Below are 25,515 nucleotides of genomic sequence, written 5' to 3' on the forward strand. Positions count from 1 at the left end.
GACGCCCTTCACACCGCCCCGTATGGGCGAAACTGGTCCTCATGACCGGCGACATGAGCGAAGACGTACTCGATGACCGGGACCAGCGGCTGGTCGCGGCCCTGCAGTGCGACGGGCGGCTGACCGCCGAACGCGCCGCGGATGTGCTCGGGCTGAGCACGCGCGTGGTCCACCGCCGCTGGTCCGCACTGCTCGGCGACGGGACGGTCCGGGTCGTGGGCCTGCCCGGGCAGAGCGCGCCGCCCGCCGGGATGACGCTGCGGATCAAGGTGCTGCGCGGCCGGACCGAAGTGATCGCCAAGGCGCTCGCCGACCGCGAGGACGTGCCGTTCGTGGACCTCTCCGCGAGCGGGGACGAGATCAGCGCGATCCTGCTCGCGGACACCGCGGCCCCGCACCGCCTGGTCCACCGCCAACTGCCCGCGACCAACGCGGTGACGTCGGTGGACGCCCAGACGGTGCTGCACGTCTTCAAGGGGGCGCACGAGTGGCGCCACGACGTGCTGACCGCCGCCGAACGGGCCGCCCTCACCCCGGAGTTCGCGGCGCCGCGGTCCGCGTACGCCGCGGCGGGCGGCAGCCCGGACGAGACCGACCGGACCGACAGGCCTCACCAGGGCGACCGGACCCACCGGACCGACCGGGTCGACCACACCGACCAGGCCCTCATCGCCGCCCTCGCCGAGGACGGCCGGCTGCCCGCCGCGGAGGTCGCCCGGAGCACCGGCCACCCGGAGTCGACCGTGCGCCGCCGCCTCGCGGCCCTGCGGGAACGCGGTCTGCTGCGCACCCACGTCCACGTCGACGCGTGCCGCCTGGGGCTCGGGGTCGACGCCAACTTGCTGATGGAGGTGGCGCCGGGGCGCCTGGACCGGGTGGGGCGGATCCTGGCGGCGCACGGCGCGGTCCACGGCGCCCTTGCGACCACCGGCCGCACCAACCTGCACGTGGCGGTGTGGCTGCGGGACCTGCCCGCGCTCTACGCGTTCCTCACGCGGGACGTCGGCTCACTGGACGTGAGGGCGGTGGAGACGGTCCTGGTGGGGCGCGCGGTCAAGCGCCCCGGTACGCGCCGGGCGGGGTAGGCGGTGGGCAAGGGGGCAGGGCTCACTGCCCGAGAGGCCGCCGCGGCAGCGGCGAGGAGTAGACGATGCTCGTCGTCACGGCCCCGAGCGCGCCGATCTTGCCGGACACCTCTTCAAGGTGCCGCATCGAGCGTGCGGCGACCTTGATGACGAAACAGTCGTCACCGGTGACGTGGTGCGCCTCCAGGATCTCGGGGGTCGCGTCGACGAGGTCGTGGAACGGCTTGTAGTTGCCGTTCGGATAGCGAAGCCGCACGAACGCGAGGATGGGCAGGCCGAGCCGCTCCGGGTCGACCACGGCCGCGTACCCCTGGATCACTCCCGCCTCCTCCAGGCGGCGCACGCGCTCGGTGACGGCGCTCGCGGACATCGACACGGCCCGCGCCAGCTCGGCGTAGCTGGCCCGGCCCTGCCGCTGGAGGACATCGAGGATGCGCCAGTCGGTGGCGTCCGTGGAATAACCGGTCATGTCCGAGAGGAAACAGGGAAAACCCCGGCTGATCAAGAGGTCCGCCGTTAATCGCCTCTTCAGGCCCGCGCCCGCCGCCCGTAGATTTTCGGCCATGAACACGACGACCTCGGCCACCGCCACCCTCACCTCGGCCCCCGCCCCGAACCCCGTCCTGCGCGTGCCCCCGGCATCACCCGCAGCGGCCGCCGCGCACTTCGCCGCGAGCCTCGCCTTCCACGCCGACGTGTCGGACGTCGCCGCCGCGCTCGCCGCGGACGGCGAACCGGGCTTCGTCGTCCTCGACTCCCGCTCCACCGAGTCCTGGGACCAGGGCCACATCCCCGGCGCCGTGCACCTGCCCACGGCCCTCATCCCGGCCCAGGCCGAGCGCCTGCTCGACAAGTCGGTCCCGGTCGTCACGTACTGCTGGGGCCCCGGCTGCAACGGTGCGACCCGCGCGGCCCTCGCCCTGGCCCAACTGGGCTTCCAGGTCAAGGAGATGCTCGGCGGCTTCGAGTACTGGGCACGGGAGGGCTTCGCGTACGAGACGTGGGAGGGCCCGGCGCGCCGCGCGGCCGACCCCTTGACGGCGCCGGTCGGCGCGGAGGACTGCGGCTGCTGAGGCGGACGGGACCGCGGCGCCCGGTCGGAATTGGCGTGCGCCGCGTGCGACCGCCGCCCATCATGGGGTGTCATGCCTCGACTTCCCCACCCCACCCCCGCCCAACTCCGCCGCGACCCCCTCCCGTTGAGAAACCGCACGGCCCTGGTAACGGGCGCAAGCCGCCGCGCAGGCATAGGCCACGCGGTGGCCCGCCGCCTCGCCGCCTACGGCGCAAGCGTCTACCTGCACCACCACGTCCCGCACGACGCCGAGATGCCCTGGGGCGCGGACACCCCGCAGGCCGTCGCCGCCTCCGTGCGCGAGGCCCGCGCCGACCCGGAGGCCCTGGTCTGCGACGGCCCCGCCGACCTGGCCGACCCGGCCGCCCCCGCCGAGCTGATCGCCACGGCCACCGAAGCGCTCGGCGGACGGCTCGACATCCTCGTCGCCAACCACGCGCGCAGCGGCAGCGACGGCACCCTCGACGAGATCGACGCCGCCATGCTCGACGCGCACTGGACGGTCGACACGCGCTCGGTGATCCTGCTCGTCCAGGCGTACGCCCGGCTGCGTACGGAACTTCCCGCGCACACACCGGGCGGCCGCGTGCTGATGATGACGTCCGGCCAGGACAACGCGGGCGGTATGCCCGCGGAGATCGCCTACGGCCTCCAGAAGGGCGCCCTCGCCTCCGTGACCCGTTCCCTCGCGACGACGCTCGCGGAGATCGGCGTCACGGTGAACACCGTCAACCCGGGCCCCGTGGACACCGGTTACATGACGGGGGAGGCCTACGAGGAGATCGCCGCCCTCTTCCCCGCCGGGCGCTGGGGCATGCCCGACGACCCGGCCCGGCTCATCGCGTGGCTCGCCACCGACGAGGCGGCCTGGATCACCGGGCAGGTCATCGACTCGGAGGGCGGCATCCGGCACTGACGCCGACCGCCGCCCCACCGGATCACAGCGCCGAGAGCTCGTCCACCAGATCGTCGAGGCCGAGCGAGCCCTGCGAGAGCGCCGCCATGTGCCAGGCCTTCGCGTCGAACGCGTCCCCGTGCCGCCGCCGCGCGTTCTCCCGGCCGAGCAGCCAGGCGCGCTCGCCGAGCTTGTAGCCGATGGCCTGGCCCGGAATCGTCAGATAGCGGGTCATCTCGCTCTCGACGAAGTCCGCCGGACGGCTGCAGTGCGCGCCGTAGAACTCCTGCGCCAGGTCCGGCGTCCACCGCTCGCCCGGGTGGAAGGGGGAGTCCGCGGGGATCTCGAGCTCCAGGTGCATGCCGATGTCCACGATGACCCGCAGGGCGCGCATCATCTGCGCGTCGAGGTAGCCGAGCCGCCGCTCCGGGTCCTTGAGGAAGCCGAGCTCGTCCATGAGCCGCTCCGCGTACAGCGCCCAGCCCTCGGCGTTGGCGCTGACGATGCCGACGGTCGCCTGGTAGCGCGACAGGTTCTCCGCGACGTGCGCCCACTGGGCGAGCTGGAGGTGGTGGCCGGGCACGCCCTCGTGGTACCAGGTGGACACCAGGTCGTACACCGGGAAGCGGGTCAGGCCCATCGTCGGCAGCCAGGTCCTGCCGGGCCGCGAGAAGTCCTCCGAGGGGCCGGTGTAGTACGGGGCCGCGGCGCCGCCGGGCGGGGCGATCCGCGACTCCACCTTGCGTACGCGCTCGGCGAGTTCGAAGTGCGTGCCGTCGAGCTCCTCGATCGCCTCGTCCATCAGGTCCTGCAGCCACTGCCTGACCTCGTCGACGCCCTCGATGTGGGTGCCGTGCTCGTCGAGGTGCGCGAGCGCCGTCCACGGCGTGGCCGCGCCCGGCAGGATCTTCTCGGCCTCGGCCCGCATCTCGCCGAGCAGCCGGTGGTACTCGGCCCAGCCGTACGCGTACGCCTCGTCGAGGTCCAGGTCGGTGCCGTTGAAGAAGCGGGACATGCGGGCGTAGCGCGCACGGCCCACCGTGTCCGGGGCGCCCGCGATCGCGGGCGCGTACACGTCCCGCATCCAGTCGCGCAGCGCCACGACCGAGCCGGTCGCCGACCGGGCGGCCGCGTCGAGCTCGGCCCGCAGCGCGGCAGGACCGTCCGCCGCGAACTCCTCGAACCAGCCGGGCCCGCCCTCCGGACCCGCCCACTGCGTCAGCTGCTCGATGAACGTGGCCGTCGGCCGCGGCGGCCCGAGAAGACCGCGCTCCAGGCCCAGTTCGAGCGACGCGCGATAGCCCTCGTACGCGGCGGGCACCGCGCGCAGGCGCTCGGCGATCACCGCCCAGTCCTCCTCGGTCTCCATCGGCGTCACCGTGAAGATCTCCCGGACCTCGTGCGGCGGCGTCCCGAGGTTGCCGACGGTGCGCAGCGCGTCGTCGGCCTCGTGCACGGCGAGCTCCGCCGTGAGCCGCTCGCGCAGCAGCCGGGCGCAGCGCCGCTCGATCGCGGCGTCGGCGCCGGGCCTGCGCTCGGCCTCGTCGAGCCGCGCGAGGGTGGCGCGCGCGAGGTCGGCCCGCTCCTGGTGGCCCGCGGGGGAGAGGTCGGGCAGCTTGCTGTGGCTCTCCTTGACGCCGAGGTAGGTGCCGGTGACCGGGTCGAGGACGACGAGCTCGTCGACGTACGCGTCGGCGACCTCGCGGGGCAGCGGACCGGGGCCCGCGGCCGTGCTGGTGATCTGCGTGTCTGACATGCGGACATCCTGGTACGGGAGGGGGCCGCGCGTCACTGGCGTATCGCGCCCGGTGGTCCGGCTGCCGTGGACCTTGGGTGGTTTATTTGACTGACCGTTCCAGATGGGGCTAGCGTCTGGGGCATGGCCAGGACCAAGGAATTCGACCCCGACGCCGCGCTCCAGTCGGCGCTCGAACTGTTCTGGAGCCGCGGGTACGAGGCGACGTCCATGGCGGACCTCGTCGCGCACCTGGGCATCGGCCGGGCCAGCATCTACGCCACCTTCGGCAACAAGCACGACCTGTATCTGAAGGCGCTCGACCGCTACATGGAGGCGGGTGAGGGCGGGCTGCTCGACGAGCTGTCCCGGCCGGGGCCCGCGCTGCCGGGCGTGCGGGCCGTGGTGCGCCGCTTCGCCGCGGAGGCCTCGGCGGGCGAGTCCCGCAGGCACGGCTGTTTCGTCACCAACACGGCCGCGGAGCTGGCCCCGCACGACACCGAGGCGGAGCGCAGGGTCGAGCGGAACTGGGAGCAGCTGGAGACGCTGCTGCACTCCGCGCTCGTCCGCGCGCGGGCCGAGGGGGAGCTTCCGCACGACCGTGATCCGCGCGCCCTGGCCCGGACGCTGCTCGTGCTGCTCCAGGGGATGCGGGTCGTCGGCAAGGTCTCCGGCGGCGAGCGCCGCGTCCGGGACGCGGCGGAGCAGGCGCTGGCGCTCCTCGGCTGACGGCCTCGTGCCGCACTCGCGCGTACTCGAATAAAAGAACGATCGGTCAAATCAGTAGGGAGGGTCTCACGTGGCGGACAGGAAGACCGGGATGAAGATCGCCGTGCTCGGCACCGGCACCATCGGCGCGCCCGTGGCGCGCAACCTCGCGCAGGCGCACGCGGTGAGCGTCTGGAACAGGACGCGCGCCGCGGCGGACGCGCTGGCCGCGACCGACGGCATCGAGGTGGCGGACACTCCTGCCGCGGCGGTCGCGGGCGCCGACGTGGTCGTGACGGTCCTCAAGGACGGACCGGCGGTGCGCGAGGTGATGGAGGCGGCGGCCCCGGGCCTCGCCGAGGGTGCGGTGTGGGCGCAGCTGAGCACGGTGGGCGTCTCGGCGGGTGCCCCCGACGGCGTCGGCATCGAGGAGCTGGCCGGCGTCGCCGAGCGGCACGGCCTGGTGCTGTACGACGCGCCGGTGCAGGGCACCAAGCAGCCGGCGGAGCTCGGTCGCCTCGTGGTCCTGGCCGCGGGTCCGCAGGAGCACCGGGAGCGCGTGGAGCCGGTGTTCGACGTCGTCGGCAGCCGGACCGTGTGGGTGGCGGAGGCGCCCGGCGCCGCGAGCCGCCTCAAGCTCGCCCTGAACAGCTTCGTGTTCGCCCTCACCCATGGTGCCGCCGAGAGCCTCGCCCTGGCCGAGGGCCTGGGCGTCGATCCGGCGCTCGTGGCCGACGTGGTCGCGGGCGGCCCGCTGGACAGCCCCTTCTTCCAGGCCAAGGCCGCCGCGATGCTCTCCGGCGACTACGCGGCCAGCTTCTCCGTGGACAACGCGGCGAAGGACGCGCGCCTCGTCGTCGATGCCGCCGGGGCCGCGGGCGTGGCCGTCGACGTCACGGCGGCCGGGCTGCGGCGGTTCCGGCGCGCCGCCGACGCGGGGCACGGCGACAAGGACATGGCCGCCTCGTACCTCGCCGCAAAGGCGTGATCGCGGCGACGGGTGGGGGAGGAGGTGTGCCGGGGCCTGCCGGGCCCCGGCACGGGACGTCCTAGTGGCGCCTTTCGTACGGCAGTTGCGGGCCCACCGGTGTGGTGTCCAGGCGCGCCGTGATGACCAGCGTGCCCTCCTCGATCTGGAAGTCGAGGGGCAGGCCGAGGCGGCGCATCGCGGCGACCATGCCCGTGTTGGACGACTGCGTGACCGCGTACACGCTGTCGCAGCCCGCTTCGGTCGCCATCGCCACCAGGCGGTCGAGCAGTTCGCCGCCGATGCCGCGGCGCTGCCAGTCGTCCTCGACGAGCAGCGCTATCTCCGTCTCGTCGCCGTCCCACAGGAGGTGGCCGAGGCCGACGACCCGCCCGGAGGCCGTCCGGGCGGCGAGGGTGCGGCCGAAGCGGGGGCTAAGGAGGTGGTTGAGATAGCGGTCGGCGTCGTGCACGGGGCCGTGGTACCGCATGCTCAGGGTGCGCGGGGAGCAGCGCTCGTGCATGGCCTTCGCGCCCTCGATGTCGGAGGCGTCGGCGCGGCTCACCGTGATGTCGGAACCCTCGGCGAGCGTCAGCACGTCCTTGCCGCGGGGGACCCGCGGGCCGAGCCGGGCGTCCAGCTCCACGAGGGCCCGCGCGCGGGCGAACTCCGTGGGGGTGAACGGGAGGTACGGGCGCTCGACCGTGATCACTCCGCCTTCGGGGGCCCGCAGTCGCAGCACGGTCCCTTCCATGGCGCCCTCGACGGGCGCCGCTTCCTTCGGGTGGTGGCCCTCGCGTGCCGGAGCGGACGGCAGCGACCTGATCGTGCAGCGGCCGAGCAGCTGGCGCAGCGCGAGCGGGAGCTCGGCCGCGTCGAGGGCCGTGCGGGTGGCCAGGCCCAGGATGCGGGTGGGCGCGTCCACCAGGTCGTGGGCGTCCGCGCGCTCGATCCAGGTGCTCGAGCCGCCCGCGCGGGCCACCGCGCGGGTGAGGTCCGCGGCGGCCAGCGCGGTGGGCGCGCGCAGCAGGAACTCGTCGACCGTGCCGTCCCCCAGCGGGTGTGCCTGGAGGCTGAGGATGTCGACGCGCTCGTGCGCGAGCGCCGTGCACAGCGTGGCGAGCGAGCCGGGCTCGTCGCGCACGGTGGTCCGCATGCGCCACAGCGTCGTCGACTCACCGGGAGCCGCCGTGCCGTCGGCCGCGCTGTCCGGGCCTTCCGGTGCGCCGCCTGCCGCGCCGTCCGCCGCTTCGTGCGCGGCCCCGGCCCGGTTCTCCGCCGCCTTGGCCCGGTCCTCCGTCGCGGCGGACCGGGCGTCGGTATCGGCGGGGCCCGTGCCCGGCGGCGCATGGGTGTGGCGGTGTGCCCACCATGTGTGGAACCCGGCCGTGGCGAGGAGCACCACGGCCGAGACCAGGAGCAGCTCGGGCCCGTCCGGGCCGTGCCCCACCAGGTTCGCCACGGCGTCCGCGACGGCCACCGCCGTGAACAGCGCGGCCAGCTCGACGACGTCACGGCGCCAGTGGTGCACCGGCCTCCCGTGCTTCTTGCGTGTCACATCGGACATCTCAGCACTCATACGGCCACTGTGGCCGAGTGGTGTTGCGTGATCACGAACGGTTTGTGACTGATGAGTTAAGAGCGGTTCTGTCGTTTTCATTCCCTTTTGTTCACCGTGGTTTCCGTCGTTGTCCCCCGTCGGCCGAGACCGGCCCGCGCGTCCACCTCAGCTCACTGGCTCAGCTCACTGGCCCACACGCCCCGGCTGCAGCACCTTGGTGAAGAGGACGCCTCCGCCCTGCTGCCGCAGCCGCACCGTCAACTCGCCGCTGTCGCCGTCGATGTCCACCTCTCCGTAGTACGGCGGTGTCTCCGCCGGCGACGTGTTGGGCCGGTCCGGCGCTTTGACGAACGTCTGGTCAGGGCCGAAGGTTCCATCGAGTTTCACGGCCGGGAAACCGCCCGCCGCGAGCGGTCCGGACACGAACTCCCAGAACGGCGCGAAGTCCTTGAACGCGGCCCGCGCGGGGTCGTAGTGCTGCGCCGACGTGTAGTGCACGTCGGCGGTCAGCCACAGCGTGCCCGTGATCTTCTGGTGCTTGATGTGCCGCAGGAGCTCGGCGATCTGCAGCTCGCGGCCGAGCGGCGCGCCCGGGTCGCCCTGCGCGACGGCCTCGAAGTTCGTCCTGCCGTCGGGCACGACCAGGCCGAGCGGCATGTCGGACGCGATCACCTTCCACACGGCGCGCGAGCGCGACAGCTCCCGCTTCAGCCAGGCGAGCTGCTCGGCGCCGAGGATGCCGGTCGCGTCCTCGGGCTGCCGGTTCGGCGAGTTGGCGTTCCGGTACGTCCGCATGTCGAGCACGAACACGTCGAGCAGCGGGCCGTGCCGCAGGACGCGGTAGACCCGGCCGTCCCGGTCGCCCGGGCGCCGCGTGGAGATCGGGTAGTACTCGCTGAACGCCCGCAGGGAGCGCGCCGCGAGGACGTCGACGTTCTTCTCCGTGTAGCGGGCGTCGTCGAGGATCTGCCCGGGGTACCAGTTGTTGCGCACCTCGTGGTCGTCCCACTGCACGATGGACGGCACCTGCGCGTTGAAGCGGCGTACGTGCTCGTCGAGCAGGTTGTAGCGGAAGTTGCCGCGGAACTCCGCGAGCGTCTCGGCGACCTTCGACTTCTCCGGAGTGGTGATGTTCTTCCACACCCGGCCGTCGGGCAGCGTGACGCTCGCCTGGATGGGGCCGTCGGCGTAGATGTTGTCGCCGCTGCACAGGAAGAAGTCCGGGTTGCGCCGGCGCATCTCCTCGTACACGCGCCAGCCGCCGAGGTCGGGGTTGATGCCCCAGCCCTGGCCCGCGATGTCGCCCGACCACAGGAAGCGCACGTCGTCCCGGCGTCTCAGCGAGACCGTGCGGAACGTGCCGGTGACCGGCTCGCCCGTGCGCCGCGGGTCGTCCGGGTCGGCGAGCCGCACGCGGTAGTGGATCTGCTCCCCGGAGGGCAGCCCCCGGAGGCGGGTGGTGCCCGTGAAGTCGGTGCCCGGGCCGAGCAGCGGCCCTTGCCAGCGCTTCGCGTTGCGGAACGACTCGGTGGCGGACGTTTCGACGATCATGCGGGCGGGCCGGTCCGACCGTACCCACACCAGGCCCGAGTGCGCGCCCACGTCACCGGCCTGCACCCCCCAACGGGCGCGCGGACGCCCCGAGAGGCCGAGCGCCGGGGCACCGCCGCCCAGGGCGGGCACGGCGAGCGCCGCGGGCACGGCGAGCGAACCGCGCAGCAGGCTGCGGCGGCGCGGGGACGGGCTCGACGGACGGTGTGACATCAGGGCGCCTCCAGGGCGTGCGGTGTTCCGTGTACCGGGCCACGTCTACTTCCGTGTCACGGCTCCCATGCGAACCCCAAGTGAACAACTGGCCATACCCGCAGGGGAACCGCCGCGCGGACACGGGAAGCCCTAGTCCCACGGTCGTACGCCGCGGGGCCGTGCGCACGAGGACGGACGCCCGATGTGGTCAAGATCGACACAGCTTAGGGTGACGGGACCCGGCGCGACAGAGCGTGCCGACCGTCAAGGAGAACCCCCGTGCCCCTCAACGGCCAGAGCCACATCCGCATCGCCCGCCCCTGCCGCGACCTCGCCGCCGCGGAGCGCTTCTGGGTGGACGGCCTCGGCCTGAGCGTGATCTGGCGCACGGACGGCAGCGGCGGCCACGGCGACCACGAGCTGCTCATGGTCGGCTGGCCCGACGGCTCCTGGCACCTCGAACTCGTCCACGAGACCGCCGCCCCCGTGGAGCCGCGGCCCACCGAGGAGGACCTGCTCGTGGTCTACCTGGACGAGGAGGTGCCGGAGGAGGCCGTCGCCCGCCTCGTGGAGCACGGCGGCACGCGCGTGCAGTCGCCCAACCCGTACTGGAACGAGTGGGGCGTCACCGTGGCGGACCCGGACGGCTACCGCCTGGTGCTGACCAAGCGCGCCTGGTCCAACTCCTGAACCACGCGTCTCCGAAGCACGGCGTCAGCGGACCGTGTCCCTGAACCACGCGTCTCCGTAGTACCACGTCAGCGGTGCGTGCTCCTGAATCACGCCTCTCCGTAGCGTCGCGTCAGCGGCTGGTGTCCAGGATGACGCGCGCCACGAGCGCCGGGTCGTCGTTCATCGGGACGTGCCCGCAGCCGGGCAGCCGCACGAGCCGGGCGCCGGGAATGGCCTGCTTGGCGCGGACGCCCTGGCGGCGCACGAGCAGCCGGTCGCGGGTGCCCCACGCGACGGTCACCGGCAACCCCGGCACGTCGTCGCGGAAGGCCACGTCCTGCCCGGCGGCCAGCGTCTCGTGGAACCCCGACGCATAGCGCAGCGCGAGGGTCTCGGCCACGGCGGCTTCGGGGGAACGGCGCCAGGGGCGGGCGTAGATGGTGCCCGTCAGGGCGGTGCGGCCCGCGGCGGTCCGCGAGAGGCGCTCGATCATCGGCACCGACAGGGTGACCGCGCCGCGGCGCATCGCGAGGAGCATGGCGAACGCGTACCGCCGCTCCGCCTCGGACCAGAACCCCGCGGGCGACAGGGCGGTGACGGACCGCACCAGCTTCTCGCGGCCGAGCTCGAGGGCGAGCAGGCCGCCGAGGGAGTTGCCCGCCACGTGCGGGCGCTCGACGCCGAGTGCCCCGCACAGGGCGTGCAGCGTGGGCACCACGGAGGTCAGGTCGTACGCGAGGCCGTCCGGCAGCGCGGGCGAGGCGCCGAAGCCGGGCAGGTCCACCGCGATCACGTCGCGCTCGGCGGCGAGGATGCCGACGACCGGGTCCCACGCCTGCCGGTGGTGCCCGATGCCGTGCAGCAGGAGCAAGGGGGCACCGGAGCCCGAGCGTTCGTAGGCGACGGTCACCGTGCGCGGGCCGCGGGGCGAATCGACGCTGAACGAGACCTCTGCGGCCTGTGCCACCTCTGCGGCCATGACTGCTCCTGACTTAGACACCTTGTCAGCAACAATTACCGCTCGGTAGACCCGAGTTCAAGAGGGCCGGGGACACCGGTTGGCGGCGGCCGTCCAGGACGCCCCGCGGCGCCTCCGGGCGCGGTGACTGTGATCCTGGTCCGGCGGACCCCTCGCGGCTGGACAGCGGGAGGCACGTCGGTTGGGATGGAGAGGTGGCTATCGACACCGACACCGAGACCGACGTCTTCGAAGAGCACCGGCCCGTCCTCCTCGGCGTCGCCTACCGCATGCTCGGCCGGGTGGCCGACGCGGAGGACGTCGTCCAGGACGCCTGGCTGCGCTGGTCCGCGACCGAGCGCCAGGAAGTGCGCGAACCGCGCGCCTACTTGGTGCGGATCACCACCCGGCTCGCCATCGACCGGCTCCGCCACGTCCAGTCGCGCCGCGAGGCGTACGTCGGCCCCTGGCTGCCCGAGCCCTTCGTGACCGACTTCGGGCCGACCGTCCCCGACACCGCCGAGCAGGCCGTCCTCGCCGACTCCGTGTCGCTCGCCGTCCTCGTCGTCCTGGAGTCCCTCTCGCCCCTGGAGCGCGCCGTCTTCGTGCTGCGCGAGGCCTTCGGGTACCCCTACGCCGAGATCGCCCAGACCCTGGACCGCAGCGAGGCCGCGGTGCGCCAGCTCGCCGGGCGGGCCCGCAAGCACGTCGACGAGGGCAGGCCGCGGTACGACGTCGACCCGGCCGAGCGGCGGGACCTGACGGAGCGCTTCCTCGCCGCGGCGTCGGACGGCGACCTGGAGGGCCTGATGTCGCTGCTCGCCCCGGACGTCAGCCTCGTCGGCGACAGCGGCGGCAAGAGCAGGGCGCCGCTGCGCGTCGTGGAGTCGGCCGACAAGGTGGGCCGCTTCCTGCTCGGCGCCGCGCGGAAGGGCGTGCCGGGCGCCTCCACGTACGAGATCCGCTTCATGGAGCTCAACGGCGCGGACTCCGTGCTCTTCGTCGTCGACGGGAAGCTGGACTCCGTCTTTCAGCTGGAGGTCGCCGAGGGGCGGATCCAGCGCGTGTACATCGTACGGAATCCGGACAAGCTCGTGGGCCTCGTGGACTAGGGCCGCGACCGGTGTGACAGGCCCCCGCCTGGGCTGTAGGCGGGGGCCTCGGCTTGCGTGGGCGCGGCCGGGACGTACCGGATTGCGTCACCCGGGCACGCAGGGTGTCGACCGGGCGAGAACACCGCGTGAATGCTCTGTGGCATCACTTCTGTGCGGGCTGTAACGGTCGCAGGATTGGTCTTGACCAAGGGTGGGTGCGGCTCTATCGTCGCTGAGATAGTGCAGGAACCTTTAATAAACAAGGCGCTGAAAAGCCGCCTGCGCACGGCGATTGCGGAGGACAGGGTGGGGACCACGCAGCTGGAATCGGTGCCTGAGCCGAAGTACTGGCACCTCAAGACCGTGCTCAGCGAAGCACTGGACTCCGAGTTCTCCGTGGGCGAGATCCTGCCCAACGAACGAGAGCTCGCGGCCCGCTTCGGCGTCGCCCGCGCGACGCTCCGACAGGCCCTGGAGCAGCTGGAACTGGAAGGCCGGCTGCAGCGCCGCCGCGGCGTCGGCACGACCGTCGCCCCGCCGCGCATGGGCGTGGACGTCTGCTCCGCCCAGGGCACCTGGCCCGGCGCCGAGGGCGACGCCTGGCAGCCCGCGGACAGCGAGCTCGCCCCGCCGCCCGCCGACGTCGCCCGCGCCCTGGACACCGCTCCGGACGAGCCGGTGCACACGGTGCGCCGCACCCGCGTCTCGCACGGCCAGCCCGTCGCCGCCGAGCTCCTGTACGTACCGGCGTCCTCGGTCCCCGACCTCACCGCGATCGACGCCCCCGCGGGGCCCGCACGCGCGCGTGCCGTGCTGCGGGAGCTCGGGCGCCTCGCCCTCGAAGGCCAGGACCGCGCCGTCGAGCTCGGCTCGGCCCGCGCGGACGACGCCAGGGCCCTCGACCGACTGCCGGGTGCCCCGGTCCTGGTGGTCACCACCCGCTTCCTCGCGGCAGGCCGCACGGCGGCGCTCGCCGTGGCCACGTACCGCGCGGACACCTGCCGCCTCACCTTCGGCGACGAGGGCGCGGTGGAAATCCACCACGGCCCCGAGCGCCAGGCCTCGTAGGCGGAGCTGAAGTCAGCCCGTCCGGCTTTGAGGACGAGCGCGCAGCGCGAATACGGGGCAAGGCATCCCACGGTGCCCAACCCTGGTTCAACGCCGCGCGGTAACCGTTCCCTCCACGGCGAACAGCTCCGCGTCCACATGGTCGAGCGCAAGCCGCAACGCCCCGGTCGCGACGGCCGCCTCGCCGAGCATCGACAGCGTGACCCGGGGCGGCCGCAGGCAGTAGCGGGCCAGCTCGCGGTGGAGCGGCTCCAGGACGCCGTCGAGGCCCGCCGCCCAGCCGCCCACCACGACCAGCTCCGGGTCGAGGGCGAGCACCAGCGCCGCCACGTCGTGCACCAGGCGCCGGATGAAACGGTCGACCGCCGCCCGCGCCCGCTCGTCGCCCTCGCGGGCGAGCGCGAAGACGTCCGCGACCGCCTGCTCGTCCAGCGGGTGCAGCGGCTCGTCCGTGGTCGAGAGCAGCGTCTCCGGAGTGACCTCGCGGCCAAGGAGATGCAGCGCGCCGATCTCGCCCGCCGCGCCGCCGTACCCGCGGTGCAGCCGCCCTCCGATCAGCGAGCCCGCGCCGGGGCTCAGCCCGGCGAGCACGAACACGACGTCGTCCGACGCCGTCGCCGCGCCCTTCCAGTGCTCGGCGACCGCCGCCGCGTTCGCGTCGTTCTCCACCAGGACCGGGCACTTGAAGGAGCGGCGGAGCCGCTCGCCCAGGGGCAGCCCCGTCCAGCCGGGCAGCGCGGTGCTCAGCCGCACCGAACCGTCGGCCTCCACGATGCCCGGACTGCCCACGCCCACCGCGCGCAGCGAGTCACGTGCGACCCCGGCCCGGCGCAGCAGATCGGCGATCGCGCCGCGCAGCCGCTCCAGGCGCTCGTCCGCGGACGCCGTCTCCGACACGTCCTTCGCCGCCGTACCGAGGATCTTGCCGTCCAGGTCGGACAGGACGGCCGCCACGCGGTGCGGCCCGATCTCCAGGCCGAGCAGATGCCCGGCCTCCGCCCGGAAGCGGAACTTCCGCGCGGGTCGCCCCTGGCGCCGCGCCGTGCCGTCGTCCGCGTCCGTCTCCACGACGAGCCCGGCCTCGATCAGGCCCTCGACCACGCCCTCCACGGTGGGCCGGGACAGGCCCGTCGCACGGGTGATCTCCGTCAGTGTCGCGAAATCCGCCGCGCGCAGCGCGTGCAGCACCACCGCGGAGTTGATCCGCCGTAGCAGAGAAGGATCTCCGCCGGTCAGCCGCCCCAACGTCCGTCCTTCCGTCCCATGCGCATGATGGGCGGATGGTACTCGGAAGCCGCTGATCGAGGCGAGTGCCGATCAGGCCGACCGGCCCCGGACGCACACATTCCGCAGCTCGTTCCGTACCTTGTTCCGCACCTCGTGCCGCGCTTCATCCCGGCGCCACGAACCCGGACTCGTACGCGGCGATGACGGCCTGCGTCCGGTCCCGTGCGCCGAGCTTCGCCAGGACCGCGCTCACATGCGACTTGACGGTCTCGGTGCCGACGATGAGACGGTCGGCGATCTCCGCGTTCGACAGGCCGCGCGCCATCAGGCGCAGGACCTCCTCCTCGCGCCCCGTCAGCGCGGCCCGGTCGAACGCCGCCCTGGCGGCCTTGGCGTCCCCGGTGTCCCGCTCCCCGTGCGCGCCCGCGAGGCGCCGCACCGCGGCCGGGAACAGCAGCGACTCGCCCTCGGCCACGAGCCGCACCGCGTGCACGATCTCCGCGGGCCTGGCCCGCTTCAGCAGGAACCCGTCGGCTCCCGCGCGCAGCGCCTCGTACACGTACTCGTCGTTCTCGAAGGTCGTGATCACCACGATCTTGGGCGGCTCGGGCACCGTGCGCAGCACCGCGCGGGTGGCCTCGATGCCGTCGAGGAGCGGCATCCGTACGTCCATGGCGACCACGTCCGGCCGCAGTTGCCGCACCAGGGGGATCACCGCGGCGCCGTCGGCCGCCTCGCCGACGACCTCGATGTCGGGCTGCGCCTCCAGGACGGCGCGCAGACCGGCGCGGACGAGGGGCTCGTCGTCGACGAGCAGGACGGTCAGGGGCATCCGGCCAGCCTAGATCACGGCCCTTCGCACGGGCGTCCCGACCGGTCAGTGCGGGGGCGGCTCGGCGATGGTCGGCGCGGGGGCGGCTCGCCGACCGTCAGCGCAGGGGCAGCTCGGCGCGCACGCGCCACTCGCCGTCGTGCGGTCCCGTGTCGGCGCGGCCGCCCAGAAGCACGGCCCGCTCCCGGATGCCGCGCAGGCCGCTGCCGCCGCGCCCGGTCGCCGGCGCCCCCTGCGGCAGCGCGTTGCGCACGTCGAGGGTGAGCTGCCGGCCGGAGGCGGCGACGCGCACGCGGACGGGTACGGGGCCCGCGTGCCGCAGCACGTTCGTCAGCGCCTCCTGGAGCATGCGGTAGCCCTCCCGGGACACCGGCCCCGGCAGGGCGTCCAGCGGGCCCGTCACCTCGGCGTCGACCGTGGCCCCCGACGTGCGCGCGGAGTCCAGGAGCCGGTCGGCGTCGGCGAGCGTGGGCCGCGCGTGGGCGGGCCCGCCGTCCTCCCGCAGCACGCGGAGCACCCGCTCCAGGTCCTCCAGTGCGTCGCGGCCCGTCTCCTCGATGGCCTCCAGGGCGCGGTCGGTGAACTCCCGGTCCGCGGCGGCCCGCGCGGCGCCCGCCTGCACGACGGCGACCGTCAGGGCGTGCCCGATGGAGTCGTGCAGTTCGCGGGCGATGCGGTTGCGCTCAAGGAGCTGCTCGGTGCGCTCCTCCAGGGCGGCGAGGCGCTGGGCGGGCGAGGGGCCGAGGAGACGGCGGGCGGCCGCGGCCATGAGGTGGCCCACCACCACGACGAGACCGAGGAGCACCAGGAGCGGTACGGGCACCAGGAGCGCGTCCGCCCACCAGGGGCCGTCCGCGAGGTCCGGGAGGAACAGAGCCGGATCCGTGGTCGTCTCCTGCGCCGTCGCACCGATCAGCGCCAGCGACTGGCCGATGAGATGCGTCGAAGCGAAGCCCATGGCGGCCCCCGCCTCCACGCGCAGCACAAGCCACAGCGCCGTGCGGCCCCGGTCGTTCCAGGACGCCGACGGCATGACCGACACACCGGGGTCGGCGTGCTCCTCGCCGTCCGTACCGGCCGCCACGCGCGCGTGGGCACCGGGAAACAGCATCAGCCGCGCCTGCAGTCCCTCGGCCCGGCGCATCGCGGGCACGAGCCCGGCCACGACCACCAGGGGCACCGGGAGGACGAAGAACCCCACCACCCAGTGGAGAACGCCCGCGCCCTCCACTCCGAAGACCAGCGCGCACGCCAACCCGGCGACGGCGCCGATGAGCACGTGCAGCCAGCGGGTGTACGTGACCGCACGGGTGAGCGGTCGCAGGAAGCGGGGCATGCCGTCATCGTGCCAGCACCCGCGCCGGGCACGGCTCCCCCTCATGGGGGAGACGGTTTCCACGGACGGGGGAGGCCCCGCTCCCGCCCGCGCCGCGAGGCTTGCCCCATGACCAGCATCGATGTACAGGAGCTCACCAAGGAGTACGGCACGAGGCGCGCGGTCGACGACCTGACGTTCAGCGTCCGCCCCGGCAGCGTCACCGGATTCCTCGGCCCCAACGGGGCGGGAAAGTCCACCACGTTGCGGCTCGTGCTCGGCCTCGACCGGCCCACCTCCGGCACCGCCACCGTCGGCGGCCGCCCCTACGCGTCGTACGACGAACCGCTCCGCCAGGTCGGCGCCCTGCTCGACGCGCAGGCGGCCCACGGCTCCCGCACCGCACGCAACCACCTGCTCGCGCTGGCCGTCGGCAACCGCATCGCGCCGCGCCGCGTCGACGAGGTCCTGGAGGAGGCGGGGCTCGCCGCGGTCGCGGGCAAGCGGATCAAGACGTTCTCCCTCGGCATGCGCCAGCGCCTCGGCATCGCGGCCGCGCTGCTCGGCGACCCGGCCGTGGTGCTCCTGGACGAGCCGTCCAACGGCCTCGACCCCGAGGGCATCATCTGGATCCGCGAGCTGATGCGGGGTCTCGCCCGCGAGGGCCGCACCGTGCTCGTCTCCAGCCACCTCATGAACGAGACCGCGACGTTCGCCGACCACCTGGTGGTCCTCGGCCGGGGCAGGCTCCTCGCGGACACCTCGATGCGGGACTTCATCGCGGACCACAGCAGCCCCCGGGTACGGGCCCGCACCACCGACCCGGCACGCCTGCGGGCCGCCGTTGCCCGCGCGGGGCACGAGCTGACCGGAGGCGACGGCGGCCGGTGGACCGTCGACGGCGCCCGCGCCGAGGAGATCGGCGCCCTCGCCGCCCGCGAAGGCATCCCGATCCTCGAACTGGCCGACGAGGAGGCCTCCTTGGAACAGGCCTACCTGGCGCTCACCTCGGGTGACGCCGAGTTCGCCGCCACCGCGCCCCAGCCCCTTCAGCACTCCCAGGAGGCCTGACCATGTCGACAAGCGCCGTGCTCCACTCCGAGTGGATCAAGATCAGGACGCTGCGGGCGAGCGTCGTTTCGCTGCTCGCCGTGTTCGTGGCGACCCTCGCCCTCACGGTGCTCGTGTTCGCCACGGTCGGCAGGGCCGAGGCCGACAACGCCGACGCCGAACCCGTCTTCGGCGCCTTCTACGCCCTCAACTTCGGCCAGATAGCCGCCATCAGCTTCGGCACGACGGCCGTCAGCTCCGAGTACGTCAACGGGGCCCTGCGGATCTCCCTGGCCGCCGTCCCGCGGCGCGGGCTCTTCTACGGTGCGAAGACCGCCGTGCTCGGGGCCGCGGCCCTCGTCGTGGGCCTTGTCACCTGCTTCGGCGCGTTCCTTGCGGGCCAGGCCTTCCTGGGGGAGTACGCGATCGGGCTCGGCCACCCGGGGGCGGTGCGCGCGTGCGTCGGCGGGGGCGTCTACCTGGCGCTGATGGCGCTGTTCGCCGCGGGCCTGACCGCGGTGCTGCGCAGCGGCGTCGCCGTGCTCAGCGTGCTCATCCCGTTCATCCTGATCGTCTCCTTCGTCGTCGGGGACGTCGCGGGCGGCGCGGCGCAGTTCCTGCCCGACAGGGCCGGCCAGCAGGTGCTGCACGAAGACCCGACCGGGACGCTCGGGCCCTGGACGGGGCTCGCGGTGACGGCGGCGTGGACGGCGGCGTCGCTGCTCGCGGGCTGGTGGGCGGTGCGGCGCCGGGACGCGTGACGACGGGCTGCTCCCGGAAGTGGTGACTGATTGTCAGTGGTGGCCGCTTTACTGGATCGCATGAGCAGCGCGGAGGACATCGCGACGATCGACCTGCTGCGCGCCCGGGGATTCCCCGCGGCGCACGGCAGGTCCGACGCAGGCCGTGCCGGACCCGGATTCCACATCGCGGAGTTACGGACGTACGAGACGGCCGAGGACGACGACGGCACGGCACGCGACGACACGGAGCTCCAGTACGAGGCCGAGCGCGACGCCCTCACGGTGCTCCTGGCAGGACGCTGGGGCGAGCCGCAGGTCTTCAGCCTCGCCGGTGTCCTCGCGCGCGCCGTGGCCGGCTTCGAGGACATCCCCGAGCCGTGGGCGTCGGTCAGCGAGACCGTCCCCGACGTCCACCTGTGGCGGGCCGAAGAGCACTGGATAGCCCTCGGCGTCGCCCGCTGGCCGGAGCGGGGCGCGCTGCAGCTCCTCGCGGTGGTGACGGAGGTCGACCCGCCCTAGGGCCTGTCCCGGTCGTCCGCCGTCGGAAGCTTCAACTCCCCGTACGGGGACGGCAGGAAGAAGCGCGCCACATCCGCCTCGGACACGTCGGAGAGGCGCGCCGGCGACCACTGCGGCCTGCGGTCCTTGTCGACGACCTGGGCGCGGACGCCCTCGGGAAAGTCCGGCGTGGTGAGCGCGGCGCACGACACGCGGTACTCCTGGCGGAGGACCTCTTCGAGGGAGCCGAGCGCACGGGCCCGGCGCAGCGCGGCGAGCGTGACCTTCAGCGACGTGGGGGAGCGCGAGAGGAGGGTCTCCGCCGTCTCCTTCGCCGCGCGCTCGCCGCACGACTGCAGCCGGTCGACGATCTCCTCCACGGAGTCGGCCGCGTAGCAGAAGTCGATCCACGCGCGGGCGTCGGCGAGCTCGCCCTCGGGCGCGGGCCGCGCGAAGTCGGCCAGCACGTCCGGCACGGCCGCGTCAGCGAGTGCCGCGGTGAAGCCCGCGAGGCGCGACGACGGCACGAAGTGATCGGCGAGCCCGCACAGCAGCGCGTCGCCCGCGCCCGCGGACCCGCCGGTCAGGGCCAGATGCGTGCCCAGCTCGCCGGGCGCGCGCGACAGCAGATACGTGCCGCCGACGTCCGGTACGAAGCCGATGATCGTCTCCGGCATGGCCACCTGGGACCGCTCGGTGACGATCCGTACGTCGCCGTGGGCGGAGATCCCGACGCCGCCCCCCATGACGAACCCGTCCATCACGGCGACGTACGGCTTCGCGTAGCGCGCGATGCGGGCGTTGAGCAGGTACTCGTCGTGCCAGAACGCGGCCGACGCCGCGCCGCCGCCCGCGAGGACGTCGTCCCGCACGGCCCGGATGTCGCCGCCCGCGCACAGGCCGCGCTCACCGGCGCCGGTCACGACGACCGTCGCCACGGAGTCGTCCCGCTCCCACGCGGTGAGCGCCTCGTCGACGATGCGGACCATGGTGTGGTCGAGGGCGTTCAGGGCGCGCGGCCGGTTCAGGACGATGTGCCCCGCGCGGCCTTCGACGCGCGTCAGGACCGGTGGGGTGGCGTGACTCACTGAGCGGTTCCGTCCTTGTGGTGTGTGCCGTCCTGCGCGGGTGCGACGGCGTCCTGGAACGCCGCCAGGATCCGCTCCGCCGCCGTCGTCGCCGTCACCGTCCCCTCCCGCACCCCCCGCTCCAGGCCGGGCGCGAGCCGCCGCACCTCCGGGTGGGCGTGCAGCCGTCCCAGGAGCTCGTCGCGCACCATCGTCCACGTCCAGTCGACCTGCTGGTCGCGGCGCTTGGCGGCGAGGCGGCCGGTGGAGTCGAGCAGCGTCCGGTGCTGTTCGAGGCGGTCCCAGAGGGTGTCGAGGCCGGAGCCCTCGCGGGCGCTGCAACTCAGCACCGGCGGGGTCCACGCGGCATCCTTACCGTGCATCAGACGCAGAGCGCCCGCCAGTTCGCGTGCCGCCGAGCGGGCGTCCCGCTCGTGCGGGCCGTCCGCCTTGTTGACCGCGATCACGTCGGCCAGTTCAAGGACGCCCTTCTTGATGCCCTGGAGCTGGTCGCCGGTGCGGGCGAGAGTGAGCAGCAGGAACGTGTCGACCATGTTCGCCACGGCCGTCTCCGACTGGCCGACGCCGACGGTCTCCACGAGCACCACGTCATAGCCCGCCGCCTCCATCACCACGATGGACTCGCGGGTGGCCTTGGCGACCCCGCCGAGCGTCCCGGCCGTGGGGGAGGGGCGGATGAACGCCATCGGGTCCACCGACAGGCGCTCCATGCGGGTCTTGTCGCCCAGGATGGAGCCGCCCGTCCGCGACGACGACGGGTCGACGGCGAGCACCGCGACCCGGTGGCCGAGCGACGTCAGCATCGTGCCGAGCGCGTCGATGAACGTCGACTTGCCGACGCCCGGCACCCCGCTGATGCCGATGCGCCGGGCCTGCCCCGAGTGCGGAAGCAGCCGCGTGAGCAACTCCTGCGCGAGGGCCCGGTGTTCGGGCTTGGTGGACTCCACGAGCGTGATCGCGCGCGCGATGTGCGCGCGCTTCCCGTCGAGCACGCCCTTCACGTAAGCGTCGAGATCGATCCTCGGTGCCATCGGCTCAGCGGCTCACAGCTCGTGGCCGAGGTCGGCGGCGAGCCGCCGCACCAGGTCGTACGCCGCGTCCGGGATCACCGTGCCCGGCGGGAACACCGCCGTGGCGCCCATCTCCAGGAGCGTCGGCACGTCCTGCGGCGGGATCACGCCGCCCACGACGATCATGATGTCCTCGCGGCCCTCCGCGGCCAGCTCCTCGCGCAGCGCAGGGACCAGCGTCAGATGCCCGGCCGCGAGCGACGACACGCCCACGATGTGCACGTCCGCCTCGACGGCCTGCCGCGCGACCTCCGCGGGCGTCTGGAACAGCGGGCCCACGTCGACGTCGAAGCCCAGGTCGGCGAAGGCGGTCGCGATCACTTTCTGGCCGCGGTCGTGGCCGTCCTGGCCCATCTTGGCGACCAGGATGCGCGGGCGGCGGCCCTCGGCCTCCTCGAAGGACGCGACGAGCGCGCGGGTGCGCTCCACGGACGGCGACTGGCCTGCTTCGGTGCGGTACACACCGGAGATCGTACGGATCTGGCCCGCGTGCCGTCCGTACGCCTTCTCCAGGGCGTCCGAGATCTCGCCGACCGTCGCCTTCGCGCGGGCCGCGTCGACGGCGAGCGCGAGGAGGTTGCCTTCGAGCCCGGGGCCCGAGCCGGACGCGGCGGCCGCCGCGGTGAGCCTGGCGAGCGCGTCCTGGCACACCGCGTCGTCACGCTCCTCGCGCAGGCGCCGCAGCTTGTCGATCTGCTGGGCGCGCACCGACGAGTTGTCGACCTTCAGGACCTCGATCTGCTCGTCGCTGTCGACCCGGTACTTGTTCACGCCGATCACGGGCTGCCGCCCGGAGTCGATGCGGGCCTGCGTGCGGGCCGCGGCCTCCTCGACGCGCAGCTTCGGGATGCCGGCGTCGATGGCCTGTGCCATGCCGCCCGCCGCCTCGACCTCCTGGATGTGCTGCCAGGCGCGGCGCGCCAGGTCGTACGTAAGGCGCTCCACGTACGCGCTGCCGCCCCACGGGTCGATGACGCGGCAGGTGCCCGACTCCTGCTGGATGAGCAGCTGGGTGTTGCGGGCGATGCGCGCGGAGAAGTCGGTGGGCAGCGCGAGCGCCTCGTCCAGGGCGTTCGTGTGCAGCGACTGGGTGTGGCCCTGGGTGGCCGCCATCGCCTCCACGCACGTGCGCGTCACGTTGTTGAAGACGTCCTGCGCGGTCAGCGACCAGCCGGAGGTCTGCGAATGGGTGCGCAGCGACAGGGACTTGGCGTTCCGCGGGTCGAACTGCTTGACCAGCTTCGCCCACAGCAGGCGCGCCGCGCGCAGCTTGGCGACCTCCATGAAGAAGTTCATGCCGATCGCCCAGAAGAACGAGAGCCGCGGCGCGAACGCGTCCACGTCCAGGCCCGCGTCCCGGCCCGCCCGCAGGTACTCCACGCCGTCCGCGAGCGTGTAGGCCAGCTCCAGGTCGGCCGTCGCGCCCGCCTCCTGGATGTGGTAGCCGGAGATCGAGATGGAGTTGTAGCGAGGCATCTTCTGCGAGGTGTACGAGAAGATGTCGGAGATGATCCGCATCGAGGGCTTCGGCGGATAGATGTACGTATTGCGGACCATGAACTCCTTGAGGATGTCGTTCTGGATGGTCCCCGCCAGCTTCTCCGGCGGCACGCCCTGCTCCTCGGCGGCCACGATGTACAGCGCGAGTACGGGAAGCACCGCGCCGTTCATCGTCATCGACACCGTCATCCGGTCCAGCGGAATGCCGTCGAACAGCTGACGCATGTCGTAGATCGAGTCGATGGCGACGCCCGCCATGCCGACGTCGCCGGTCACGCGCGGGTGGTCGCTGTCGTAGCCGCGGTGCGTCGGCAGGTCGAAGGCCACCGAAAGGCCCTTCTGGCCGGCCGCGAGGTTGCGGCGGTAGAAGGCGTTGGACTCCTCGGCCGTGGAGAAGCCCGCGTACTGCCGGATCGTCCAGGGCTGGTTGACGTACATCGTCGGGTACGGGCCGCGCAGGTACGGGGCGATGCCCGGGTACGTGCCGAGGAAGTCCAGGCCCTCCAGGTCGGCGCCGGTGTACAGCGGCTTGACGGCGATGTTCTCCGGGGTCTCCCAGAGCAGGTCGTCGGCGTCCTTGCCGGTGGCCGCCTCGACCGCGGCGCGCCACTCGTCCGCGGAGCCCCGCGGGGCCGCGTCCGGCTCCAGGCCGACGCCGGAGAAGTCGGGGATCGTCATGGCGCCACTCCCATGAGGTCGAGGGTGGAGGAGAGCACGGCCACGGCGTCGCAGCCTGCGAAGACGTACGTATCCACATCCGGGCCGTAGTCGCCGGGCCGTCCCGCCAGCGAGACACGCCCGGCGCCCGCCGCCCGCAGAGCGGTGGCGACCTGCGCGGCCTCCTCGGCGTACAGCGCGTCGCTCGAACACAGGCACGCGATCGTGGCGCCGCTCGCCTTGAAGGCGTCGGCGACGGTGGCCGCGTCCACGGACACCGGGTCGTGCACGGCCTCGATGCCGCCCGCCTGGAAGAGGTTCGACGCGAACGAGGCCCGCGCGGTGTGCGCGGCGGCCGGGCCGAGCGCGGCCAGGAACACCTTGGGCCGGGCGCCGGTCGCCGCGAGATGGGCGTCCGAACGGGCGCGCAGCGCCTCGTACGCCTCGTCGCGGCGCACGCGCGGCAGGCCGCCCGTGGGTCCGGCCGGTGCGGGCTCGCGCTCCAGGGGCTGCTCGGCGAGGTTCGGGAACTCGCTGACGCCGGTGATCGGCTCGCGCCGCTTGGCCAGCTTGCCGGTCCGCTCGGCCCACGTCGCCGCGAGGCGCTCGCCGAGCAGTCCGGAGCGCAGGGCCGCCGCCTGGCCGCCCGCGCGCTCGATCTCCTGGAAGAAGTCCCAGGCGGCCTGCGCCAGTTCGGCGGTGAGCCGCTCCACGTACCAGGAGCCGCCCGCCGGATCGATGACCCGCGCCAGGTGGGACTCCTCAAGGAGGATCGTCGACGTGTTGCGGGCGATGCGGCGTGCGAACGCGTCCGGCAGGCCGAGCGCGTGGTCGAACGGCAGCACCGTGACCGCGTCGGCGCCGCCGACGCCCGCGCTCAGACAGGCCACCGTCGTGCGCAGCATGTTCACCCACGGGTCGCGGCGCGTCATCATCACCGGCGACGTCACCGCGTGCTGACGCTGCGCGCCCGCGTCCGCGTCGCCGCTCGCCTCGGCGACCCGCGCCCAAAGGCGCCGCGCCGCACGGAGCTTGGCGATGGTGAGGAACTGGTCGGCGGTGGCCGCGTACCGGAACTCCAGCTGCGCGCAGGCCGCCCGGAGCGAGAGCCCCGCGTCGGTGAGCAGGCGCAGATAGGCGACGCCCGTCGCGAGCGAGGCGCCCAGCTCCTGTGCGGCCGAGCCGCCCGCCTCGTGGTACGGCAGCGCGTCCACCGTCAGGGCGCGCAGGCCCGGGTATTCGCGGGCACACAGGCGCGCCAGGTCGACGGCGGCCTCGGCGTCCAACTCCGTGCCCGTGCGCGCCTCGTACGCCAGCGGGTCGGCGCCGAGATCGCCGCGGGCCGCGTCCTTGGCGACGCCCGCCGCGTCGATCAGGCGGAGCAGCTCACGGGCGGCGTCCTCGTATCCGGCACCCGCGTCGAGCACCACCGGGGCCAGGTCGAGGTAGACGCCGTCGAGGGCCCGCTCCAGGCCGGAGACGGGGAGCGCGTCGGGGCCGAGGGTGAGCCACAGCGACGTGACGCCGTTCTCCAGGTCGGCGAGGACCGACTCGTTCGTCCGCCCGGGGTCGCGCGTCGCGTGCCGCTGTCGTACGTCCCAGCCCGTCGCGGCGCCGCCCGCGGCGGAACCGCCCCGGACGAAGGGGGCGAAGCCGGGGTGGCCCACGTCGGCCACGGCGTCGTGTGCGGTGTACAGGGGCCGGGTGCTGAGCCCGTCCTCAAGAGCGGTGGACAGCGCCTCCTCGGCCGCCGCCCCCGATACGTCCTTACCCGACTTCCGCAGGACGCCTTCCACCAGGCGCTGCCACTGCTCATGGGTCGCATCAGGGAACTCGGCGGCCAGCGAAAGCCCGTCGTCAGGCAGGACCGTCATGCTCCGATGCTAGGGCCGATTCCCTACCCCGTGCCGGGGCGGGGCTGTGACCTTGCACTCTTCGGAACAGTCTTGAACTCGGACGGGCGGACGGTTA

The 25,515-nt window shown here is 73.5% G+C and carries 23 protein-coding genes; 11 read left to right on the top strand and 12 right to left on the bottom strand.

Annotated features, from left to right (window positions below; translation table 11 throughout):
- The first annotated feature begins 53 nt into the window (after window positions 1-53).
- The gene (locus ACFWZ5_RS17760; protein WP_384796583.1) at window positions 54-1,085 is read left to right on the top strand and encodes an Lrp/AsnC family transcriptional regulator; all 1,032 of its coding nucleotides are present in this window, start codon (window positions 54-56) and stop codon (window positions 1,083-1,085) included.
- 22 nt (window positions 1,086-1,107) lie between these two features.
- Here the strand turns inward: ACFWZ5_RS17760 and ACFWZ5_RS17765 are convergent, their stop codons facing one another.
- Window positions 1,108-1,554, bottom strand: coding sequence for an Lrp/AsnC family transcriptional regulator (locus tag ACFWZ5_RS17765; RefSeq protein ID WP_384796581.1), 447 nt, complete (start codon window positions 1,552-1,554; stop codon window positions 1,108-1,110).
- Between the two features lie 94 nt (window positions 1,555-1,648).
- On the opposite strand from ACFWZ5_RS17765, the gene ACFWZ5_RS17770 reads away from it, so the two are divergent.
- Together ACFWZ5_RS17770 and ACFWZ5_RS17775 are read left to right on the top strand one after the other, a co-directional pair.
- On the top strand, window positions 1,649-2,158 hold the full coding sequence (locus tag ACFWZ5_RS17770) for a rhodanese-like domain-containing protein (protein ID WP_384796579.1): 510 nt from the start codon (window positions 1,649-1,651) through the stop codon (window positions 2,156-2,158).
- Window positions 2,159-2,230: 72 nt separating this feature from the next.
- Window positions 2,231-3,076: an SDR family oxidoreductase gene (locus tag ACFWZ5_RS17775; RefSeq protein ID WP_384796577.1), complete on the top strand. Its 846-nt coding sequence runs from the start codon at window positions 2,231-2,233 to the stop codon at window positions 3,074-3,076.
- Window positions 3,077-3,098: 22 nt separating this feature from the next.
- Here ACFWZ5_RS17775 and ACFWZ5_RS17780 read toward each other — a convergent pair whose 3' ends face one another.
- Window positions 3,099-4,811, bottom strand: a complete 1,713-nt coding sequence (locus ACFWZ5_RS17780) for a DUF885 domain-containing protein (protein WP_384796575.1) — start codon at window positions 4,809-4,811, stop codon at window positions 3,099-3,101.
- A gap of 123 nt (window positions 4,812-4,934) precedes the next feature.
- Between ACFWZ5_RS17780 and ACFWZ5_RS17785 the strand changes: the two genes are divergently transcribed.
- Both ACFWZ5_RS17785 and ACFWZ5_RS17790 read left to right on the top strand, forming a co-directional pair.
- Entirely contained in the window at window positions 4,935-5,519 is a 585-nt protein-coding gene (locus ACFWZ5_RS17785) for a TetR/AcrR family transcriptional regulator (protein WP_384796573.1), read from the top strand.
- A 70-nt stretch (window positions 5,520-5,589) separates the two neighbouring features.
- Entirely contained in the window at window positions 5,590-6,486 is an 897-nt protein-coding gene (locus tag ACFWZ5_RS17790; RefSeq protein ID WP_384796571.1) for an NAD(P)-dependent oxidoreductase, read from the top strand.
- 61 nt (window positions 6,487-6,547) lie between these two features.
- Here ACFWZ5_RS17790 and ACFWZ5_RS17795 read toward each other — a convergent pair whose 3' ends face one another.
- Window positions 6,548-8,044: a GNAT family N-acetyltransferase gene (locus tag ACFWZ5_RS17795; RefSeq protein WP_384796569.1), complete on the bottom strand. Its 1,497-nt coding sequence runs from the start codon at window positions 8,042-8,044 to the stop codon at window positions 6,548-6,550.
- A gap of 165 nt (window positions 8,045-8,209) precedes the next feature.
- Window positions 8,210-9,790 carry an alkaline phosphatase D family protein gene (locus ACFWZ5_RS17800; RefSeq protein ID WP_384796567.1) on the bottom strand — a complete coding sequence of 527 codons (1,581 nt, stop codon included), beginning with the start codon at window positions 9,788-9,790 and terminating at the stop codon, window positions 8,210-8,212.
- A 261-nt stretch (window positions 9,791-10,051) separates the two neighbouring features.
- On the opposite strand from ACFWZ5_RS17800, the gene ACFWZ5_RS17805 reads away from it, so the two are divergent.
- On the top strand, window positions 10,052-10,462 hold the full coding sequence (locus ACFWZ5_RS17805; RefSeq protein WP_384796565.1) for a VOC family protein: 411 nt from the start codon (window positions 10,052-10,054) through the stop codon (window positions 10,460-10,462).
- 112 nt (window positions 10,463-10,574) lie between these two features.
- Here ACFWZ5_RS17805 and ACFWZ5_RS17810 read toward each other — a convergent pair whose 3' ends face one another.
- Complete coding sequence (locus tag ACFWZ5_RS17810) at window positions 10,575-11,423, bottom strand: alpha/beta fold hydrolase (RefSeq protein WP_384796563.1); 849 nt, start codon at window positions 11,421-11,423, stop codon at window positions 10,575-10,577.
- Between the two features lie 200 nt (window positions 11,424-11,623).
- On the opposite strand from ACFWZ5_RS17810, the gene ACFWZ5_RS17815 reads away from it, so the two are divergent.
- The gene (locus tag ACFWZ5_RS17815) at window positions 11,624-12,514 is read left to right on the top strand and encodes an RNA polymerase sigma-70 factor (RefSeq protein ID WP_384796591.1); all 891 of its coding nucleotides are present in this window, start codon (window positions 11,624-11,626) and stop codon (window positions 12,512-12,514) included.
- A 288-nt stretch (window positions 12,515-12,802) separates the two neighbouring features.
- On the top strand, window positions 12,803-13,564 hold the full coding sequence (locus ACFWZ5_RS17820) for a GntR family transcriptional regulator (RefSeq protein WP_384796561.1): 762 nt from the start codon (window positions 12,803-12,805) through the stop codon (window positions 13,562-13,564).
- Window positions 13,565-13,651: 87 nt separating this feature from the next.
- Here ACFWZ5_RS17820 and ACFWZ5_RS17825 read toward each other — a convergent pair whose 3' ends face one another.
- From ACFWZ5_RS17825 to ACFWZ5_RS17835, 3 genes are all read right to left on the bottom strand, one after another.
- Window positions 13,652-14,809, bottom strand: a complete 1,158-nt coding sequence (locus ACFWZ5_RS17825) for an ROK family transcriptional regulator (protein WP_384796559.1) — start codon at window positions 14,807-14,809, stop codon at window positions 13,652-13,654.
- 145 nt (window positions 14,810-14,954) lie between these two features.
- Window positions 14,955-15,623 (bottom strand): response regulator, encoded by a 669-nt coding sequence (locus tag ACFWZ5_RS17830; protein ID WP_384796557.1) that lies wholly within the window; start codon window positions 15,621-15,623, stop codon window positions 14,955-14,957.
- A 97-nt stretch (window positions 15,624-15,720) separates the two neighbouring features.
- Complete coding sequence (locus tag ACFWZ5_RS17835) at window positions 15,721-16,959, bottom strand: sensor histidine kinase (RefSeq protein ID WP_384796555.1); 1,239 nt, start codon at window positions 16,957-16,959, stop codon at window positions 15,721-15,723.
- Window positions 16,960-17,067: 108 nt separating this feature from the next.
- Between ACFWZ5_RS17835 and ACFWZ5_RS17840 the strand changes: the two genes are divergently transcribed.
- Genes ACFWZ5_RS17840 through ACFWZ5_RS17850 form a run of 3 tightly spaced genes read left to right on the top strand, consistent with a single transcriptional unit; the run spans window position 17,068 to window position 19,250 of the window.
- Entirely contained in the window at window positions 17,068-18,009 is a 942-nt protein-coding gene (locus ACFWZ5_RS17840; protein ID WP_384796553.1) for an ABC transporter ATP-binding protein, read from the top strand.
- A gap of 2 nt (window positions 18,010-18,011) precedes the next feature.
- Window positions 18,012-18,749, top strand: a complete 738-nt coding sequence (locus ACFWZ5_RS17845; protein WP_384796551.1) for an ABC transporter permease — start codon at window positions 18,012-18,014, stop codon at window positions 18,747-18,749.
- Window positions 18,750-18,809: 60 nt separating this feature from the next.
- A complete protein-coding gene (locus ACFWZ5_RS17850) occupies window positions 18,810-19,250 on the top strand; it encodes a hypothetical protein (protein WP_384796549.1) in 441 nt (146 codons plus the stop codon).
- Here the strand turns inward: ACFWZ5_RS17850 and ACFWZ5_RS17855 are convergent.
- Genes ACFWZ5_RS17855 through mutA form a run of 4 tightly spaced genes read right to left on the bottom strand, consistent with a single transcriptional unit; the run spans window position 19,247 to window position 25,418 of the window.
- On the bottom strand, window positions 19,247-20,317 hold the full coding sequence (locus tag ACFWZ5_RS17855; RefSeq protein ID WP_384796547.1) for an enoyl-CoA hydratase/isomerase family protein: 1,071 nt from the start codon (window positions 20,315-20,317) through the stop codon (window positions 19,247-19,249). The two genes, ACFWZ5_RS17850 and ACFWZ5_RS17855, sit on opposite strands and share 4 nt — an antisense overlap.
- Window positions 20,314-21,348: a methylmalonyl Co-A mutase-associated GTPase MeaB gene (gene meaB / locus ACFWZ5_RS17860; RefSeq protein ID WP_384796545.1), complete on the bottom strand. Its 1,035-nt coding sequence runs from the start codon at window positions 21,346-21,348 to the stop codon at window positions 20,314-20,316. Before meaB ends, ACFWZ5_RS17855 begins: the two co-directional genes overlap by 4 nt.
- A gap of 12 nt (window positions 21,349-21,360) precedes the next feature.
- Window positions 21,361-23,565 (bottom strand): methylmalonyl-CoA mutase, encoded by a 2,205-nt coding sequence (scpA, locus tag ACFWZ5_RS17865; RefSeq protein ID WP_384796543.1) that lies wholly within the window; start codon window positions 23,563-23,565, stop codon window positions 21,361-21,363.
- Window positions 23,562-25,418, bottom strand: coding sequence for a methylmalonyl-CoA mutase small subunit (mutA, locus tag ACFWZ5_RS17870; RefSeq protein ID WP_384796541.1), 1,857 nt, complete (start codon window positions 25,416-25,418; stop codon window positions 23,562-23,564). Before mutA ends, scpA begins: the two co-directional genes overlap by 4 nt.
- Window positions 25,419-25,515: the final 97 nt, after the last annotated feature.

The organism is Streptomyces sp. NPDC059003 (assembly GCF_042740445.1).
Taxonomy (GTDB): domain Bacteria; phylum Actinomycetota; class Actinomycetes; order Streptomycetales; family Streptomycetaceae; genus Streptomyces.